This is a genomic window from Thalassococcus profundi (assembly GCF_003344785.1).
Classification (GTDB): domain Bacteria; phylum Pseudomonadota; class Alphaproteobacteria; order Rhodobacterales; family Rhodobacteraceae; genus Puniceibacterium; species Puniceibacterium profundi.
This window is the reverse complement of the sequence record NZ_QPMK01000001.1, coordinates 366773-385146: the sequence shown is the minus strand read 5'-3', so window position 1 is coordinate 385146 and position 18374 is coordinate 366773. Positions and strand designations below refer to the sequence as shown.

Sequence of the window (18374 nt, the reverse complement as noted above, 5' to 3'; positions counted from 1 at the left end):
ACTTTGACGCGGCCTGTCCATCATGACGCGGCATGGCCGCCACCGATGTGGGATATTTTGACCACGTTTCCGTCCGGGGAACTCTATCCCGGCAATGACCGGGCCGATCGCGGATTTTTACGGAACATTTTGAATCGTTAAGGCAACGGTAACGCCGCAACTGCTATCGCTCGTCCCGGGTGGGAAAATGAGGTGGTGAATATGAAGGCCGACAGCAATGTCGCGCCAGTCATCATCAAACGGAAAAAGGTCGCTGGCGGTGACGGACATCACGGCGGCGCGTGGAAAGTCGCCTATGCCGACTTTGTCACGGCCATGATGGCCTTTTTCATGTTGATGTGGCTGCTGAACGCGACGACGGAAAAACAGCGCAAGGGTATTGCGGATTATTTCAGCCCCACGATCGCGATCAGTCGCGTGTCGGGCGGCGGTGACGGCAGCTTTGGTGGCGACAGCGTGTTGGCCGAAAATACCCTGCCCAGGGTCGGAACCGGCGCCACGAGCCTGCGCCCGACCGAAGCGGACCGGTCGCGCGGCACCGAAACCACCGGTCCCGAGACGGCCGAGGCGGGCAGCGAGCAGGAATCCTTCGAAAAGGTCGAGGATCTGCTCATGGGGCGCGGCGGTGAAAGCATGGTCGCGGACGATCTGATGGTGCACATCATCACCAGGGTCACGGACGAGGGCCTTGTGATCGAACTGTCCGACGCACAGGGCGCGCCGCTTTTCGACGCCGCCGACCGCCCGACCCGCACGCTGGAGCGGCTGGCGGGCGTGATCGAACGGGTGTCGGATCTCGTGACGAATTCCGTCGCCATAGAAGGCCATGTCCGCTCTGCGCCCATCGTGCTCGCCAGCGACCGCAGCTGGGATGTGTCCGCTCGCCGGGCCGGCACCATGCGCGACCTGCTGATGTCGGAGGGCATGGCCACCCAGAGGGTGACCCGCGTCGCCGCCCATGCGGACCGCGAACCGGTGCGGGACAACCGCATGGACCTGCGCAACAACCGGATCGAGGTGATCTATCTGCGCGACAACTGAACCTTGGCGGCAGGCAATTCTGTCAGATTTTATCTGTTAGCCTGCCGTTAAACCGACGCGCGTAACTGTTGCCTCGAAACGGGTTCGATACAGCAGAAAGGCGTGTCCATGACAATTTCCTCTTCCCTCAATGCCGGTGTCGCGGGGCTTGCGTCCAATGCCAGCAGGCTGGCGACGATTTCGGACAATATCGCAAACTCCGCGACCTTCGGATACAAACGGGTCGAGACGGATTTCGAGGCGATGGTCATGTCCTCCACGGGCGGGACCTATTCGGCCGGTGGCGTGCGGGTGACCACCCAGCGCCTCATCGACCAGAGCGGTTCGCTGGTGGCCACCACCAACGCCACCGACCTCGCCGTACGCGGCCGCGGCTTCCTGCCCGTCGCCCGCGCCACCGAGGTCGAGAACAACAACGGCGACCCGCAGATGCTGCTGACGACGACAGGATCGTTCCGCACCGATTCGGATGGCTACCTGCGGACCGAATCCGGATTGATGCTGCTGGGCTGGCCGGCCACCGCCGACGGCACCATTCCGTCGATGCCGCGCGACACCGACGACGGGCTGGAACCGGTGCGTATCAACGTCAACCAGTTCTCCGGCGAACCGACCACCAGCATGACGCTGGGTGTCAATCTGCCCGCGACAGAGACGTATTTCGATTCACAAGGCACGCCGCTCGATTTGTCGGTGGAATATTACGACAACCTCGGCGTGTCCGAGAATGTGCAGGTGACCTTTACCCCGACGATCCCGGCGACAGGCACCTCGAACACCTGGACCATGACGCTGATGGATACGGCGACGCCTGGCACGGTCATCGGCGAATACGAACTGACCTTCGACGATTCGCGCACCAGCGGCGGCACGCTCAATTCCGTGACCACGCTCTCCGGCGGCACCTATGATGCCACCACCGGATCGATCATCGTCAACGTCGCCGGCGGCCCGATCGAGATCAACATCGGTGTGCCGGGTGAAAGCGATGGTTTGACCCAGCTGTCCGACAGTTTCGCGCCGCTCAACATCTCCAAGGACGGATCGCCGGTCGGCAACATGACCTCGGTCGAGGTCGATGAAAACGGCATGGTCCACGCCTTCTTCGACACCGGCATCACGCGCACGATCTTCCAGGTGCCGCTGGTCGACCTGCCCAATCCCAATGGCATGGTCGCGCTCGACCGGCAGGTCTACATGCCGTCGCCCGAAAGCGGCAGCTTCTTCCTGTGGGATGCGGCGGACGGGCCGACGGGCGACATCGTGGCCTATGCGCGCGAGGAATCCGCAACCGACGTGGCGAGCGAGCTGACCGACCTGATCCAGACCCAGCGCGCCTATTCCTCGAACGCGAAGGTTATCCAGACCGTCGACGAGATGCTGCAGGAAACCACCAACATCAAGCGCTGATCCCGTCATCTGAAATCGACATTCTGAAGGAGCCGCGCCATGTCTCTGACCGGAGCCCTGTCCAATGCGCTGAGCGGATTGACCGCCAATACCCGTGCCGCCGGTATCGTCTCGGCCAATATCTCGAACGCGCTGACCGAAGGTTACGGGCGTCGGTCGCTGGAGATTTCGCCCAATCGCATCGGCACCCACGGCGGCGTCTGGGTGGATGGCGTGATCCGCCATGGCGACCCGGCGATCCTGTCGGACCGGCGCCTTGCCGACGCCGGACTTGGGCTGGCCGACGCACTGCAATCCCATGCCGCGAGGACCGAACGGCTGCTCGGCCCCGGCGACGATCCTTCCTCTCTGACCGGGCGCATTACCGCGCTTGAAAACGCCTTGGTTACCGCCGCCAGCAATCCGGCGTCGGATCAGCGCCTGGCAGCGGTTTCGCGGTCGGCCGGCGCCATTGCGACCAAGCTGAACGCGCTTTCGGGCGCGGTGCAGGAGGCGCGGTCGGACGCGGACCGGACCATCACCCGCCAGGTCGGAACGATCAACCAGGCGCTGGCAGACGTGGCACAACTCAACGATCAGATCGAAAGGGCGGTTCGGCTTGGCCGCGACGCCTCCACGCTCATGGACACACGCCAGCGGGCCGTGGACGAAATCGCGTCGCTGGTGCCGCTGCGCAGCGTCGCCCGGGACAACGGCGTCGTCGCACTTTTCTCGACCGGCGGCACCGTTCTGCTCGACGGGTCACCGGTTACTTTGGACTACACGCCCAACGCGATCATCGCGCCGCACATGACACAGGACAACGGCTTGCTGTCCGGCATCACCATTCGCGGCCGCGCCGTGGATACCTCGCCCGACGGTCCGCTGGCCGGCGGCGCCCTGGCCGCGCAGTTCCAGATTCGCGACGAAGAGACGGTGATCCTGCAGGCGCAACTCGACGGGCTTGCCCGGGACCTGATCGAACGCTTCGGTGCTGGCGGGCCCGACATGACCGTCACCGCTGGGCAACCGGGGCTCTTCACCGATGGCGGCCTGGATTTCGCCCCCGCCGACGAGGTGGGTCTGTCCGGCCGCATCGCGCTCAACGCCCTGGTCGATGCGGACAGCGGCACGCCTGCGCTGCTGCGGGACGGGCTCTATGCGGCGACGCCGGGCGATGTCGGCGACGCGCGTCTGTTGCAGGGGCATTTCGACCGGTTGGGCGCCGCTCTGCCCGCCGCCTCTGCCGCGCTCGGAACGACAGCCCGAAGCGTCGTCGGTCACGGCGCCGAACTCGGCTCGATCGCCGCGTCCCGGCGGGTACGCGCCGACACCGAACTCAGCTTTGCCCAGTCACAGACCCTTGCGCTGAAGGAACTCGAACTGTCCCAGGGTGTCGATACCGACCGGGAACTGCAACTGCTCTTGCAGATCGAACAGAACTACGCCGCGAATGCCCGGGTCATGTCCGTAGTCGACGACATGATGCAGGCGATCCTCGCGATATAAGGAGGTCCCATGCGATCCATCGGCGATATGGCGCAGGCCCTTGTCCTGCGAAACCGCAACGTGCAAATCCGCCAGCAGATCGACAGGCTTGGTCTCGAGTTGTCCACCGGCGTGGTGGCGGACAAGGCCCGGCACCTGTCCGGCGATCTCACCGCCCTGGCGGCGATGGACCGGAGCCTGTCGGTGCTCGACGGATTTCGCATCGCCACCACCGAGGCGGCGCAGACCACAGGCGTGATGCAGACGACGCTGGGGGCCATCCAGACGCGCACGGAAGATGTCTCTGTCACGCTCCTGCAAACCGACATCATGGTCTCCGAAAGTCTTCGGTCCACCGTCGCGAAGGACGCTTTATCCGCACTGACATCCGTCATGTCCGATCTCAACCGGACAACGTCCGGGCGCAGTCTCTTCGGAGGCACGGCCACCGATCGCGCGCCGCTGGGGACCAGCGACACGCTGATTGCGGACTTGCGCGGCCTGCTGGCCGGGGAAACGACGCTTGCGGACATCGAGGCGCAGCTCGACGCCTGGTTCGACACACCCGGCGGCGGGTTCGAGACCCAGACATACCAGGGGTCCACAACCAATCTGGCCCCCCTCCAGCTCGGCCCGTCCGAACGCGCAGCACTTGACGTGCGTGCCGACGACCAGGTGTTTCGCGACATGATCCGCGGCCTTGCACTGGCCGCGATGTCCGACGACGACATCCTGGATTTCGATCAGGGTCTCAGGGCCGAAATGCTTGCCTCCGCGGGCAACCAGCTGTTGCAGACCCAGGTGCCGCTGACCGAACTCCGTGCGGGCCTCGGCGCGCTCGAGGCCCGGATCGAGGAAACCGTGACCCGCAACGCCGCCGAAACCACCGCAACGCGTCTGGCCCGTCTCGACCTCATTGCCGTCGATCCCTACGAGACTGCGACCCAGCTTGAAAATGCCCAGCTGCAACTCGAAAGCCTCTACACCGTGACCGCCCGGGCGGCGCGCCTCTCCTTCACGGAGTACATGAGATGAACCGTCTGATGATCTTCTGCACGGTTTTGGGCATGATGATCGCGGCACAGCTTCAGCCGGCCGCCGCGCAAAGCGTCCGCATCAAGGACCTTGTGGAATTCGATGGGGTCCGGTCCAACGACCTGGTCGGATACGGCCTTGTCGTCGGTCTGGATGGCACCGGCGACGGGTTGCGCAACGCGCCTTTCACCGAAGAGATCATGACCAATATCCTCGAACGGCTGGGCGTCAACGTGACGGGCGAACAGTTCCGGCCCAAGAATGTCGCGGCGGTGTTCGTCACCGGGCGATTGCCGCCCTTTGCACGCAGCGGCGGCCAGATCGACGTCACGGTCTCCGCCATCGGCGACGCCAAGAGCCTGCTGGGCGGCACGCTCATCATGACACCGCTGAACGCCGCGGACGGCCAGATATATGCCGTGGCCCAGGGCACGGTGATCGCCGGCGGCGCCGCGGCCGAAGGTGACGCGGCCCGCGTCGTCCAGGGTGTACCGACCTCTGGCATGATCCCGGCCGGCGCGCGGATCGAGCGCGAGGTCGACTTCGACTTTTCCGAACTCTCCAGCCTGCGCCTGGCGCTGCGGGAGCCGGATTTCACCACCGCCGCTCGGATCGAGCAGGTGATCAACCGCGCCTTTCCCGGCCGGATCGCGCGCATGTCCGACTCCGGCACGATCAGCGTCGACCTTTTCAACGCCGGTACGCGGTCTCCGGCCCACGCGGTGGCGCAGATCGAGAACCTGGCCGTTGAACCCGAACGTCGCGCCCGGGTCGTCGTCGATCAGCGCTCCGGCACCATCGTGATGGGGCGCGACGTGCGCATTTCGCGCGTGGCCGTGTCGCAGGGAAACCTGACCCTGCGCATCGAGGAGGCGCCGATCGCCGTCCAGCCCAACCCGTTTTCCGAGGGCGAAACGGTGGTGATCCCCCGTACCGAAGCCGAAGTCGCGGAAGAGCCGGGCATCGGACTGGCCGAAGTACCGGGCGGAACCTCTCTGTCAGAGGTGATCGCGGGTCTGAACGCGCTCGGCGTCAGCCCGCGTGACATGATCGATATCCTGAAAAGCATCAAGGCCGCCGGGGCGTTGCATGCCGAATTCGTCGTCATGTGATCGCGCGCCAGGCGTGGGTTTCAACTCTCTGGCCCGGATCAGAAACAAGGTTTTTTAAGATCTGAGTGGCACGGTCCACAGGTCAGGAAAAGGAGTGCCGAATGTTCGGGCTTATCGGGATTGCCGTGATTTTCGGAATGGTCTTTGGCGGCTACCTGCTGGCGGGTGGCAAGATGGGAATCATTCTCAAGAGCCTGCCGTTCGAAATGATGATGATCGGCGGCGCCGCCGCAGGGGCCTTCCTGATCGGCAATGACATGAGCGTCGTCAAACATACGCTCAAGGATGTGGGCAAGGTTTTCAAGGGAGCGAAGTGGAAACCGCAGGACTACCGTGACCTTCTGTGCCTGCTCTTCGAACTGGTGCGCCTGGCCCGTCAGAACCCCGTCGCCATCGAAGAACACGTTGAGTCGCCTCAGGAGTCGTCGATTTTCGGCAAATATCCGAAGATCCAGAGTGATCGAGAGGCGGTGGAACTCATCTGCGATACGCTCAGGTCGATTTCCATGAACTACGACGATCCGCACCAGGTCGAGGAAGTGCTGGAAAAACGCATGGAGGCGACGCTTCATGAACGCATGCATTCCAGCCATGCCCTACAGACGGTCGCGGACGGACTTCCGGCGCTGGGCATCGTTGCGGCGGTGCTGGGTGTGATCAAGACGATGGGGTCGATCGACCAGCCGCCCGAAGTGCTGGGCAAGCTGATCGGCGGCGCGTTGGTGGGAACGTTTCTGGGCGTGTTCCTGGCATACGGTCTGGTTGGGCCCTTCTCTGCCAAGGTCAAGGCGGTGGTCGAGGAGGACAGCCATTTCTACCAGTTGATCCGCGAGGTCCTGGTGGCGAACCTGCATAACCATTCCACCAACATCTGCATCGAGGTTGGACGCCAGAACACGCCTCTGCATTACCGGCCCAGCTTTGTCGAACTGGAAGAGGCTCTGAAGGCCGTCAAGCAGGACGCGGCGTGATGCGGCATCTCTGGCCTGTCGCATGTCTTTGGATACTGGCCTCCGGTGCCTTGGCGCAGACCTTGCCCGTGCGCTCCGGCGAGCATGGCGGCTTTACCCGCCTGGTGGTCGATCTGCCTGGCGAGGTTGCGTGGCAGCTCGATCCGCAAAAAGAGGCCGCAGGCTACCTTTTGCGCTTCCCTGACCGCGGCTTCGGCTTTGACACTGGGACGGTCTTTGACAGGATCGGCACCGGCCGCGTTGCCGCGGTGACGTCGCCGACCCCAGGCACGCTTGCGATCGACCTTGCGTGCGATTGCGTGATCGCGGCGCAGTTGGTCGGACAGCGCATGCTGGCGATGGATATCTCCGCCGCCGACCAGCCAGAAGACACCGAGGCTGCAACGGCAATGCCTCCACAACCGGATTGGGCCAGCCTGCCAAGGCGCCCCGATCCGTTCGAGCGGTTGTTGGTGCAAGAGCTCGAGGCTGCCCTGCCGACCGAGGAGGAACGCGCAATCGAACAAGCCTTTGCCGAGGAGATCGCCTCGGCCGCGACATACGGGCTTTTGTCGCTGAACCGCCGGCCCGCCCCTGCACCTGCGCCGGCCGCGCCTGTCGGCTCTTCCGATGCAACGGTCGCGCCGCAAATGCACGAGACGACCATGGAGGATGTCGCCAGGATGTTCCTGGACCGCGGCGGCGCAGACCGGCGCATCCGGCTCAACGGCGACAGATGCCTACCGGAAACGAGTCTGTCCATCGGCGACTGGGGAGGTGAAGGCTCCTATCCGCAGCAGATCGGCGCCCTTCGCACGCGACTGACCGGCGAATTCGACCGCCCGCACCCCGAGACTGTCGCGGCGTTGGCCCGGCTGTACCTGCACGTCGGCTTCGGTGCCGAAGCCCGGTCGGTCCTCGACATGGCTGACGTGCCCGAGGCCGCGACACTGTCGTCACTGGCGCGGATCATCGACGACGAAGATGCGGGGTCCGGCGTCTTTGCCGGTCAAGCCCATTGCGACACGCCCGCTGCCATGTGGGCCGTTCTCGGCGCCGAACCCGGGGCTGTTCCGGATGAGGTCAACGAAAACGCGATCCTCAACGCCTTCGAGTCGCTTCCCCCGCATCTGAAACAGCTTCTGGCTGCGCGCCTGTCGGACGGTTTGCACGCCGCCGGCGCGACAAAGGCGGCGCGCAGCGTGCTTGCACGGGTCAAACGCGGGATCGATGCGCTGCCCCCCGACATCAAGCTGGCCGAAGCGCAGATCGACGCGCCCGAAAAGGACGTGACGGAAACGATGGCGCAGCTGGAGGAGATCGCGGAAACCGCCGGACCTGAAACCTCTGCGGCGGCAGTGGAATCGCTGATCTCGCTGGCCGCGCGCGAGGACCGGCCGGTCGCGCCCGGCATGACCGAATTGGCCTCGGCATATGTCACGGAATACCGCGGCACGGAAGAAGCGGCCAAGCTCTGGCGTGCGCATATCCGCGCCTTGCTGAGCCAGGTGAGAATAGGCGAGGCGCTGTCTGAAATCGCGACGTCCGCGGATATCGACGCACAGACGCGGGATGACATGCGCAGCGAGGTCTTCAGGGCGCTGGTCACGCGGGCGGACGACGTGACCTTCCTGCGCCATGTGGTCACCGATCTGCGCCCCGGCACGGCCGACAGCAGCGACCAGGTGCTCGCGGCTGCCATTGACAGGCTGTTGACCCTCGGACTTGCCGACGAGGCAATGGCGGCGATTACGCAACTGGACATGCCGGCCTCCGACCGTATGCGCCAGCTTCTGACCGCGCGGGCACATCTGGGGCTGGCCCAGCCGGAGGAGGCGGAACTGACCCTGTTGGGATTGCAGGGGGACGAGGCGCAGGCGCTTCGGATCGAGGCTCGCTTGCAGATGGGTGACTACGCCTATGCCGCTGACGTCTACTCCGCCGAAGGCCAGGCCGACGATTTGCGCCAAGCCGCCTGGATCGCCGGAGATTGGCAGCGATTGCCCGCGGACGGCGAAGACGATCCGCTGAGCGAAGCTGCGCAGCTTGCCGTTCAGCCGACGGTGGTTCCCGACAACACCCTGTCCGCAACAGGTGCCTTGGCGGACGAAGCCGCGCAATCGCGAAAGACTCTCCGCGCGCTTCTGGACAGCACCGCGCTTTCTCCGGAGGCGGCGAATTGACCGGTGCTCATGGAATCGTAACGGCCTTGGCTTAACCCTGCGCGGCAGACAGAAACGAGGGAGGGGCAGGATGCTCCGTTTTAGGATCCGGTCCGGCGCCGTCACCCGGCGGGGATGGTCCGCGTGATTTCCGGCTGGACGGTTCGGGGGCTTTTCCGCCCAACGGTGCTTTTGGCGGTCGCGTTGATGGCGGTGATCGTCATGATGATCCTGCCCGTGCCCTCCTGGGTTCTGGATATCGGTCTTGCCGCGTCCTTCGCGCTGGCGATCCTGATTTTCACGGTCACGCTGTTCATCGAACGACCGCTCGATTTCTCGGCGTTTCCGACAATCCTTCTGGCGTCCCTGATGCTGCGTCTGTCGCTGAACGTCAGCTCGACCAAGCTGATCATCGGTGAGGGTCACACCGGGCCCCAGGCGGCGGGCGACGTGATCCAGGGCTTCGCCAGCTTCGTCATGGGCGGCAGCGTTTTCATGGGGCTCGTGGTGTTCGGCGTGCTCTTGATCGTGAACTTCATGGTCATCACCAAGGGGGCCGCGCGCATGGCCGAAGTCGGGGCGAGGTTCGCTCTCGACGGCATGCCGGGCAAGCAGCTGGCCATCGACAGCGACATGTCCGCCGGCGCCATCGACCATGCCGAAGCCAAGCGCCGCCGCGAACAGGAACTGCAGGAAACCACCTTTTTCGGTTCTCTCGACGGCGCCTCGAAATTCGTCAAGGGCGATGCCGTGGCGGGTCTGCTGATCACGCTTCTGAACCTGGTGATGGGCATGATCATGGGCGTGCTGGTGCATGGTATGGCCATGGGCGACGCGTTCGAAACCTATGCGATCCTCACCGTCGGGGACGGGCTCGTCAGCCAGATCCCGGCGGTCATCATTTCCATCGCCTCGGCGCTGCTGCTGGCCCGCGGCGGTGCCACCGGCTCCACCGATCTCGCAATCCTCGGGCAATTGGGCCGGCATCCCGCGGCGCTGGGCACGGTGGCCGTTCTGATGGCCCTCTTCGCACTGGTGCCGGGGCTGCCGTTCGCGCCTTTCATGGCCGGGGCGCTGGTGCTGGGGGCGGCGGCTCTGTTCATGCTGCGCAAGCGGTTGACAGAGAGCGCGCCCGCTGCCGCAGAGGTGACGGACCCGGTGCCGCGGGAGAAACCCATCGGAGACGTTCTGGACATCGACGACATCCACGTGGAATTCGCCCCCGACTTGGTGAACATGGTGCTGGACCCGGGCACCGGGCTGGACGTGCGCATCGCCAACATGCGCCGCCACATCGCCTCGACATTCGGCCTGATCATGGCCGAGATCCGGTTGACCGACGCGGCCGACCTGCCCACTGGCACCTACGTCATCCGCATCCACGGGGTGGAGCTTGCGCGGGGCGAGCTGAACCCCGACCTGGTGCTGGCGCTGCTGCCCGACGGCCAGTCGCGCATGCCCGAAGGCAAGGATGTCACCGAACCGGTCTACGGCGCCCCGGCCCGCTGGATCAAACCCGAAGACCAGGACCGCGCGGCGCTGTCGGGCGTCACGATCGTCACGCCGACCGAGGTGCTCGCGACGCATCTGCTCGAGGTGATCAAGCGCAATTTCGGCCGCCTGCTCAGCCTGCGCGCTCTACGCCGTCTCCTGGACGAGATGGTGACCCTGTCCAATACGGACCGGGCGGAGGCGAACCGGCGGCTGCTGGACGAGCTGATCCCCGACAAGGTGCAGATCGACACCCTGCATGCCGTGCTGCGACTGCTGCTCGAGGAACAGGTGTCGATCCGCAACCTGCCGCTGATCCTCGAAGCCATCGCCGAAACCCGCGGCCAGGGCGCCCGGCCCGAGGCGATCTGCGAACACGTGCGCCAGCGGCTGGGGTTCCAGATGGTCGCCAACATGCGCCGCAACGATGGAACGATCCCGCTGATCCAGCTCGACCCGGAATGGGAGACGATCTTTACCACCTACCAGGTCGACGGCGACCGCGGCGGCGTCGACGTGGCACTGCCCCCCGAGGCGTTCGAGACGCTGACCAACGGTGTCTCCAGGGAAGTCAGCGACGCCGGATCGCGCGGCGTCTTTCCCGCCGTGGTGACCTCGGCCCGCCGCCGCCGGTTTTTGCGCACCATCCTGTCGGCCAAGGGCATCAGCAACCCGGTCCTGTCCTTCGAGGAAATCGGCCTCGAGGCACGGCCCTCTCTGGTCGGGACGGTGGCGGCATGAGCCCGCTGACCGCCCTGACCGAGCTTTTGCCGCCCCTGGCCTGGTTGACGCTGGGGGTGTTGCTGCGCGTCGGTGCGGCCATGGCGGTCCTGCCCGGCCTTGGTGAACGGTCGGTGCCGGTGCGCGTGCGGCTTTTGGCCAGCCTCGCGCTCACCGCCGTGATCGCGCCGGCTGCCGCGCCGCTGATCGAGATGCCGGAACCTACTTTGGCCAGCCTTGCCTGGATAACGGCAACCGAAACCGTGGCGGGGCTTGCCATCGGCATCGGGCTGCGGCTCTTCATGCTGGCGCTGCAGACCGCGGGCACCATGGCTGCGCAGGCGACCTCGCTGTCGCAGCTTGCCGGCAACTCCGCCGCCGATCCAATGCCCGCGATCGGCAACCTGCTGGTGATTTCGGCATTGGCCCTGTTGATGATCACCGGTCTGCACGTGAAGGTCGCGGCGCTTTTCATTCTGTCTTACGATATCCTGCCGCTGGGGGTGTTTCCCGACAGCGGCGTGATCGCCGACTGGGGCCGTGGCCATGTCGCCCGGGCCTTCGCGCTGGCCTTTACCCTGGCCGCGCCCTTCGTGATCCTGTCGGTGCTCTACAACCTCACGCTCGGCGTCATCAACCGCGCCATGCCGCAACTGATGGTCGCCTTTGTCGGGGCGCCGGTCATCACCTTCGGGTCCATCGCGATGCTTCTGGTCGCGGCGCCGCTGATCCTGTCGGTCTGGCTGGGCGCGATGGACGGGTTTCTGTCGAACCCCTTCGCGGTGCCCTGATGTCGGAAAGTGACGACACCGAAAAGACCCACGAGCCGTCGCCGCACAAGCTCGAAGAGGCGCGAAAGAAAGGCGAAATCGCGCGCAGCCCGGACACGCTGGTCGCGGTCGGCTACGCCGGGATGGCGATGATTGCGCTGATGCTCGGGAAGGCGTCTCTGACCGCATTCGGCGACGCGCTGCTGCCGCTGATCGACCATCCGGAGCGGCTGGTTGCCGATTTCTTCGACGGCCCGTCCGACGGGCCGACCGCGGCGCTGGCCGGGGGCGTTCTGACCGCGGTTCTGCCCTGGTTTCTGGTGCCGGGCATCCTTGTCCTCGCGACCCTGCTGGCCACCCGCGGACTGCTCTTCACCCCGTCCAAACTGGCATTCAAGGGATCGCGCCTGTCGCTGATCCAGAACGCCAAGAACAAGTTCGGGCGGGGCGGTTTGTTCGAATTCGCCAAGAGCTTTACCAAGCTCGCGGTCTACTCCGCCGCATTGGCGCTCTTTCTCACGGCGTACATGTCCGAAATCGTCGGCAGCCCGCAGGCCGGCCCCGGTCCGGTACTGGCGCTCTTCGGTCACCTGACCCTGCAGTTTTTGGCGGTCGTTGTGGTCATCGCGGCGGCGATCGGGACCATTGATTTCGTCTGGCAGCGGCACGAGCACCTGCGCAAGAACCGCATGTCCCACAAGGAACTGCGCGACGAGTTCAAGAACACCGAAGGCGATCCGGAGATGAAGCACGAACGCCGGCAACGCGGACAGGAAATCGCGATGAACCGCATGATGGCGGATGTACCCAAGGCCAGCGTGATCATCGTCAATCCGACACACTACGCCGTCGCCCTGAAATGGGATCGCGGACAGGGCGGGGCGCCGGTTTGTCTGGCCAAGGGCGTCGATGCGGTGGCCGTGCGCATTCGCGAAGCGGCGCAGGAGGCCGGCATTCCGATCCACGAGGATCCGCCGACGGCGCGGTCGCTCTACGCGTCGGTCGACATCGGCCAGCAGATCGCGCCGGACCTCTACCGCCCCGTTGCCGCGGCCATCCGGTTTGCCGAGGACATGCGCCAGAAGGCCAAGCGGGGCGTCTGGAGGTGAGCCGGGCATTCTGCCAGTTGACTCAGGTCACCGAGATGCTCGAGGAGCGCGCCTTGCAGCACTACCGCGACGTCCTGGCCGAGGAAGGGCGCCTTCACCGCGAACTCGACGCTCTGGCCGACCTGCAGCGCGGCGCGGTGCAGGATGACGTCGGTATTCACGCGCGACGGATCTCCGGTGCAGAGGATCAGTGGAGCGCCTGGCTAGCGCAACGTCGGCTGAGCCTGAATCAGGCGTTGGTCAGCCTGCGGCTCCGCAAGGAACAGCTTCGGGACGCGGCGCGGCTCGCCCATGCGCGGCAGACTGTTACCCGGGAGTTGTCGGACAAGGCTGCAGCGAAAGAGGCCGCGCACCGTCGCGCCCGGACCGAAGAGGCGCTGCGCGCGCTGACACTGCTTCAGCGGGCAGACCGCTAGGTCTTCAAGCGTCCTGCCGCGCGATTTCGGTGATCAGCACGTCGCTCACGTCGTTTCCCAACGTCTTGCGGGCGGTTTCCAGAAGCGCCCGGCGCAGGATCGCCATTGTGTTGGCATCGGTGAAAGCGCCCTTGAAACCGCCGATATTGGCGTGATCGAACAACACCTGAAGGAACCCGTCCCGCAGCTTCGGCTCGTGGCGATAGGCAATCTCTGTCTGACCCGCAGACACTTCGAGACTGAGAGACAGCACGACAAGGCTGGATATCCGTTCGTCGCCCACGATCGGCACCACGAACTGGTTGCTCATCTTGACGTATTCTTTCGTGCTGTCTTCGGCATCGTGGGCGTCATCGGCGTGGTTGGGCAGGTCGTGCTCTGCCGCATTTTCGGGCGGGACGCAGCCTTCGGCCAGATCCGCCGGCGGCTCCGGCTCCGCGGGCTTGAGAAGAAATCCAGCGCCGACGCCGCCGCCGATGCCGACCAGAGCCAATAGAACGGGAAGAAGCTTGCGCATGGCGGGGTCCTTCAGAAAGGCAGAACGACGTCGAGGATCTGCTGACCGTATCGCGGCTGCTGCACATCGGTGATCTGCCCGCGCCCGCCGTAGGATATCCGGGCCGAGGCGATCTTGTCATAGGTGATCTCGTTCTGGCGCGAGATGTCGGCGGGCCGCACGAAGCCGCTGACCAGCAGCTCGCGCAGCTCGAAATTCACCCGCACCTCTTGGCTGCCCTGGATGGCGAGTACCCCGTTGGGCAGGACGTCCGTCACGGTCGCAGCCACGCGCAGGGTCAGTTTCTCGTTTCGGCGGACCGATCCGTTGCCGCCCGAAGAACTGGAGCTGTCCAGCGACACCGCTTCGTCCATGCTGGCGCCGGGCGGCAAATCCTCGTTGATCTGCTGCGGCAAACCGAAGAGCTGCGGCATCCCCAGTGCTTCGGAGCCGTTGCGCGATCGCGATGTGGCGTTGGAAATCTCCGCCCGCTCGTCGATCTCGATCACCACGGTCATGATGTCGCCCCGGGTCAACGCGCGGCGATCCCCCAGCAATGACTGCCGGCCGCCGTCCCAAAGCGACGCCCGGTCGACGTCGCCTTCGGACGGCAGCACCGTCGGCAGGCTGGCATAGACCATGGCATCGTGTTCACGGGTCTCTTCTTTCGGGGTAAAGGTCGGCGGCCGCCCAAGGTGGTCGAGCCGCGAACAGGCCGGGAGCGTCAGGCACAGGCAGGCGGCGGCGGTCAGGGGAAATCGGATCATGGCAGTCTCACTGTGACACGCGGATCGACCCGTCCGGCTGGACGGTGCCGAACAGGGTTGTTCGGGACGACAGGTTCATCACGCGCAGACGCTCGCCAACGGCGGCGCGCCCGAGCGCGCGACCTTCGGATGTGATGCGCAGCCCGGCTTGTTCGAAGACCAGTTCGACGACCTGGTTGCGTTCGACGGCGGCGGGGGGGCCGACATGCCCGAAGAGGATGGGCCGCCCCGGATAAAGCGCAACGCGCGCTTCCTGGCCGATGACCTCCGTCACGTCGGCATAGGCACCCTCGACTTGGCCGGGATCGAGCGACAGGGCGTCGGCGCCGATCACTTCGTGCGCGCGGATGGTTCGGAGCGCGACGACCGTGTCGGCCGGGCTTGCGCCCGGCAGCAGGATCACCGCGCAGAGCAGCCATAGGCGCATCAGCGTACCTGCGTCGTCGCGCCAAGCATCTGGTCGGCGGCGGAAATCACCTTGGAATTCAGTTCGTAGCCGCGCTGTGCCTCGATCAGTTCGGTGATCTCGCGCACCGGATCGACGGAACTGTCTTCGAGATATCCCTGCCGCAGGGTGCCCAGACCGTTCTGACCCGGTGTCGTGACCAGCGCCGGGCCGGAGGCTTCGGTCTCTGTGAAGAGGTTGCCGCCGATCGCCTCCAGCCCCTTGGCATTGCTGAAGCCGGTGAGCGAGAATTGCCCCAGAAGCTGCGCCTCGGTTGCCAGCGCGAAATAGGCGTAGACCTCGCCGTCGGCATTGATGGAAATGCTGCGCGCATCTTCGGGAATGACGATTTCCGGCGATACCGGAAATCCGTCCGAGGTGACGATCAGCCCTTCGCCGGTGCGTTTCAGCCCGCCGTCGCGGGTATAGGCGGTCTGGCCCGACGGCAGCGTGACCTCCAGATATCCCGACCCCTCGATCGCGAGGTCGAGATCGCCGCCAGTGGCCGAGAGCGAGCCCTGCTGTGGCTGCATCGACACCGCGGCGGGTCGGGCACCGAGGCCCAGCTGGATACCGGTCGGCAGCACCGTGCCGTCTGCGGCGTTGACCGTGCCGGCGCGTGCTAGCTGCTGGTAGTGCAGATCGGCGAATTCGGCCCGGCGGGCGTTGTAGCCGGTGGTGCTCATGTTGGCGAGGTTGTTGGAAATGACCTCCACCCGCATCTGCTGGGCGCTCATGCCGGTGGCGGCGATTTTCAGGGCACGCATGGGCGGCCTCCTTGGTTAGCGTATGAAAGTCTTGAGTGCATTGCGCACCCGGTCGTTCTCGGCATCGAGAAAGCTTTGGCCCATCTCGTAGGCGCGCTGGACCTCGATCATTCGGGCGATCTGGCCCACCGGATCGACGTTGGAGCCTTCGAGGAAACCCTGCCGCACGCGCGGCGCCTCGACCGGGTCGAACCCGGCGGGCGCCTGGAACATCACGCCGGCCTGCCGTTCAAGGTCGAGCGGGTCGAGCGGCTGCACCACGGCAATCTGTGCCAGCGGGCGGCCTTCGGTGCTGAGAGTGCCGTCCTGCGACACGGCAAGGTCGCTGGCGTCCGGCGGGATGAAGATCGGTGCGCCGCCCTGGTCCAGCACCGGGTAGCCGTCCAGGGTCACCAGATCGCCGTTGGCGGAGGGGCTGAAGGCGCCGTTGCGGGTCAGGGCTGGACCCTCCGGCGACTGCACGAGGAAAAACCCGCCGCCTTCGATGGCTAGGTCGAACTGGCCGCGAGTCTGCGTCATCGCGCCCTGCAGTTGCGACGTGTTCTGGATTCGCGCCGTGGCCATGGAGATGCTTTCGCCTTGGTCGACCGGCATGACGAATTCCGAGAAGATCAGAGCCTCTTGCCGGTATCCTGTGGTGGCGGCATTGGCGATGTTGTTGGCGATCACGCGCATCTCGCGCATCAGGCCGGACTGGCGGGTCAACGTGGTATATCCCGTGCTTTCCATCTCAGCCCCCCTGGATCATCGGAATCAGCCGGTCCTGAAAAAACGCCACCAGCGTCTGCGTCATGAAATTCATCGACATCCAGAAGGCGACGACGATGCATCCCAGCTTCGGCACGAAGGTCAGGGTCATTTCCTGGATCGAGGTCAGCGCCTGGAACAGCCCCACGGCGACACCCGCCACCAGCGCCGCCGCAAGAATCGGCACCGAGGTGATCGTGGCGACCCAAAGGCCCTGCCGCAGCGTGTCGAAAAAAATCGTCTCGGTGAGCATGATCAGACCGGCATCCGCAGGATTTCCTGGTAGGCCTCGACCACCTTGTTGCGCACGGCGACGACCGCTTCGACAGCCAGTTCGGACTGCGCCAGCGCCTGCACGAGAGCGTGCGGATCGGCGTCGCCCGTCATTGCGGCGCCGGACAGATCTTCGGCCTCCTGCAAGGTCTGGGCAAAGTCCCGGGTCGCCTTCACAGCCGGGTTGGCGGCCGTTCCCGTGCCCGGGGCGGGTTCCATGCCGGGCAGGGAGGCGGCGTATTTCTGCGCGGCGAAAAGCGAACGGACATCCATTCTGAATTCCTTTCCGTAGGGGTTAGCGGCGCAGCAGGTCCATCAGGCTCGATGACATCTGCCGGGTCTGGTCGAACATCTTGAGGTTGGCCTCGTAGCTGCGCTGGGCTTCGCGGGCGTCGGCAATCTCGACGATCAGGTTGACGTTTGAGCCTTCGTAAGTGCCGGCCTCGTCGGCCAGCGGATGCGAAGGATCGAAAATCCGGTCGAGATCGGCTTTGTCCAGGTTCACCCGCCCGGTTTCGACCAGGGGCGCCTCTGCGGCGCGGGGGCGCGCGACCTCGAACGGGATGGTCTTGCGGCGATAGCCGGGCGTATCGGCATTGGCGATGTTCTCGGACAGGATGCGAAGGCGCATCGACTGCGCCTTGAGCCCGCTTGCGGTGACGGAGAGCGCCTGGGAAAAATCGGTCATCTGGTCCTCTTCGATCGGTGGTCTTGGCTCGGCGGTTTTCAGCTGCGCCCGATACTGGCGCGCAGAATCGTCAGGCCCGACCGGTAGATGGCCAGCGCCCGGTCGCTTTGCCGCTTGGCCGCGACCGCCTCGACCATCTCGGTCTCGAGGGACACGGAATTGCCATTGGGCTCCGACAGGCTGCGGTCGTTGCGCAAGTCCACGCCCGCGGGCCCTTCGCGACCGTGCAGATGCCGCGCCCGGGTGGCGCGCTGGGTGCAGAAGCCGTCGGTGCCGCGCATCAGTTCTGCGAAATCGACGACCCGACGGGCCCGGTATCCCGGCGTGTCGGCATTGGCGATGTTCTGGGCCACTGCGGCCTGTTTGACCCCGGCGTGCCGGGCCATGGCCATGGCGGATTTGAAGATGGTCAGGTTCTGGAACATCGGGGCTTCTCCCTCGGACGACTTCAACAAGGCTTAACCCTGATTCCTTTAGAAACGGTTTGCATGGATCTGAGGGAGCATCG

General features: G+C 65.2%; 20 protein-coding genes. 11 read left to right on the top strand and 9 right to left on the bottom strand.

The genetic code is table 11. The features are described from left to right. Window positions 1-201 precede the first annotated feature (201 nt). The 11 genes from DU478_RS01745 (at window position 202) to DU478_RS01695 (ending at window position 13683) form a co-directional block, all read left to right on the top strand. On the top strand, window positions 202-1041 hold the full coding sequence (locus tag DU478_RS01745; protein ID WP_114509198.1) for a flagellar motor protein MotB: 840 nt from the start codon (window positions 202-204) through the stop codon (window positions 1039-1041). A gap of 108 nt (window positions 1042-1149) precedes the next feature. Next, the gene (locus DU478_RS01740) at window positions 1150-2451 is read left to right on the top strand and encodes a flagellar hook protein FlgE (RefSeq protein WP_114509197.1); all 1302 of its coding nucleotides are present in this window, start codon (window positions 1150-1152) and stop codon (window positions 2449-2451) included. A gap of 39 nt (window positions 2452-2490) precedes the next feature. Next, entirely contained in the window at window positions 2491-3939 is a 1449-nt protein-coding gene (gene flgK / locus DU478_RS01735) for a flagellar hook-associated protein FlgK (protein ID WP_114509196.1), read from the top strand. A gap of 9 nt (window positions 3940-3948) precedes the next feature. Continuing rightward, window positions 3949-4953 (top strand): flagellin, encoded by a 1005-nt coding sequence (locus tag DU478_RS01730; protein ID WP_114509195.1) that lies wholly within the window; start codon window positions 3949-3951, stop codon window positions 4951-4953. An 8-nt stretch (window positions 4954-4961) separates the two neighbouring features. Next, window positions 4962-6065 carry a flagellar basal body P-ring protein FlgI gene (locus DU478_RS01725; RefSeq protein WP_407703142.1) on the top strand — a complete coding sequence of 368 codons (1104 nt, stop codon included), beginning with the start codon at window positions 4962-4964 and terminating at the stop codon, window positions 6063-6065. A 101-nt stretch (window positions 6066-6166) separates the two neighbouring features. Beyond that, window positions 6167-7036: a flagellar motor stator protein MotA gene (gene motA / locus DU478_RS01720; protein ID WP_114509193.1), complete on the top strand. Its 870-nt coding sequence runs from the start codon at window positions 6167-6169 to the stop codon at window positions 7034-7036. A 62-nt stretch (window positions 7037-7098) separates the two neighbouring features. Then, window positions 7099-9198: a hypothetical protein gene (locus tag DU478_RS01715; RefSeq protein ID WP_147276311.1), complete on the top strand. Its 2100-nt coding sequence runs from the start codon at window positions 7099-7101 to the stop codon at window positions 9196-9198. Window positions 9199-9384: 186 nt separating this feature from the next. Further along, entirely contained in the window at window positions 9385-11409 is a 2025-nt protein-coding gene (gene flhA, locus DU478_RS01710) for a flagellar biosynthesis protein FlhA (protein ID WP_233501080.1), read from the top strand. After that, on the top strand, window positions 11406-12179 hold the full coding sequence (locus DU478_RS01705; RefSeq protein WP_114509190.1) for a flagellar biosynthetic protein FliR: 774 nt from the start codon (window positions 11406-11408) through the stop codon (window positions 12177-12179). The genes flhA and DU478_RS01705 overlap by 4 nt, the downstream gene beginning before the upstream one ends. Further along, the gene (locus tag DU478_RS01700; protein ID WP_114509189.1) at window positions 12179-13267 is read left to right on the top strand and encodes an EscU/YscU/HrcU family type III secretion system export apparatus switch protein; all 1089 of its coding nucleotides are present in this window, start codon (window positions 12179-12181) and stop codon (window positions 13265-13267) included. Before DU478_RS01705 ends, DU478_RS01700 begins: the two co-directional genes overlap by 1 nt. Beyond that, a complete protein-coding gene (locus DU478_RS01695; protein ID WP_114509188.1) occupies window positions 13264-13683 on the top strand; it encodes a hypothetical protein in 420 nt (139 codons plus the stop codon). Before DU478_RS01700 ends, DU478_RS01695 begins: the two co-directional genes overlap by 4 nt. Before the next feature lie 4 nt (window positions 13684-13687). Here the strand turns inward: DU478_RS01695 and DU478_RS01690 are convergent, their stop codons facing one another. The 9 genes from DU478_RS01690 to DU478_RS01650 are packed head-to-tail and all read right to left on the bottom strand — an operon-like array spanning window position 13688 to window position 18291. Beyond that, window positions 13688-14200, bottom strand: a complete 513-nt coding sequence (locus tag DU478_RS01690) for a flagellar basal body-associated FliL family protein (protein ID WP_114509187.1) — start codon at window positions 14198-14200, stop codon at window positions 13688-13690. An 11-nt stretch (window positions 14201-14211) separates the two neighbouring features. Further along, the gene (flgH, locus tag DU478_RS01685; protein WP_114509186.1) at window positions 14212-14946 is read right to left on the bottom strand and encodes a flagellar basal body L-ring protein FlgH; all 735 of its coding nucleotides are present in this window, start codon (window positions 14944-14946) and stop codon (window positions 14212-14214) included. Between the two features lie 7 nt (window positions 14947-14953). Continuing rightward, the gene (flgA, locus tag DU478_RS01680) at window positions 14954-15373 is read right to left on the bottom strand and encodes a flagellar basal body P-ring formation chaperone FlgA (protein ID WP_114509185.1); all 420 of its coding nucleotides are present in this window, start codon (window positions 15371-15373) and stop codon (window positions 14954-14956) included. Beyond that, window positions 15373-16158, bottom strand: a complete 786-nt coding sequence (gene flgG / locus DU478_RS01675; protein WP_114509184.1) for a flagellar basal-body rod protein FlgG — start codon at window positions 16156-16158, stop codon at window positions 15373-15375. Before flgG ends, flgA begins: the two co-directional genes overlap by 1 nt. A 15-nt stretch (window positions 16159-16173) precedes the next feature. Next, window positions 16174-16887: a flagellar hook-basal body complex protein gene (locus DU478_RS01670; protein WP_114509183.1), complete on the bottom strand. Its 714-nt coding sequence runs from the start codon at window positions 16885-16887 to the stop codon at window positions 16174-16176. 1 nt (window position 16888) lies between these two features. Next, window positions 16889-17158 carry a flagellar biosynthetic protein FliQ gene (locus DU478_RS01665; protein WP_114509182.1) on the bottom strand — a complete coding sequence of 90 codons (270 nt, stop codon included), beginning with the start codon at window positions 17156-17158 and terminating at the stop codon, window positions 16889-16891. A 2-nt stretch (window positions 17159-17160) separates the two neighbouring features. After that, window positions 17161-17451, bottom strand: a complete 291-nt coding sequence (gene fliE / locus DU478_RS01660) for a flagellar hook-basal body complex protein FliE (RefSeq protein ID WP_114509181.1) — start codon at window positions 17449-17451, stop codon at window positions 17161-17163. A gap of 22 nt (window positions 17452-17473) precedes the next feature. Further along, window positions 17474-17866, bottom strand: a complete 393-nt coding sequence (flgC, locus tag DU478_RS01655) for a flagellar basal body rod protein FlgC (RefSeq protein WP_114509180.1) — start codon at window positions 17864-17866, stop codon at window positions 17474-17476. Window positions 17867-17904: 38 nt separating this feature from the next. Further along, window positions 17905-18291 carry a FlgB family protein gene (locus tag DU478_RS01650; protein ID WP_199488273.1) on the bottom strand — a complete coding sequence of 129 codons (387 nt, stop codon included), beginning with the start codon at window positions 18289-18291 and terminating at the stop codon, window positions 17905-17907. Window positions 18292-18374: the final 83 nt, after the last annotated feature.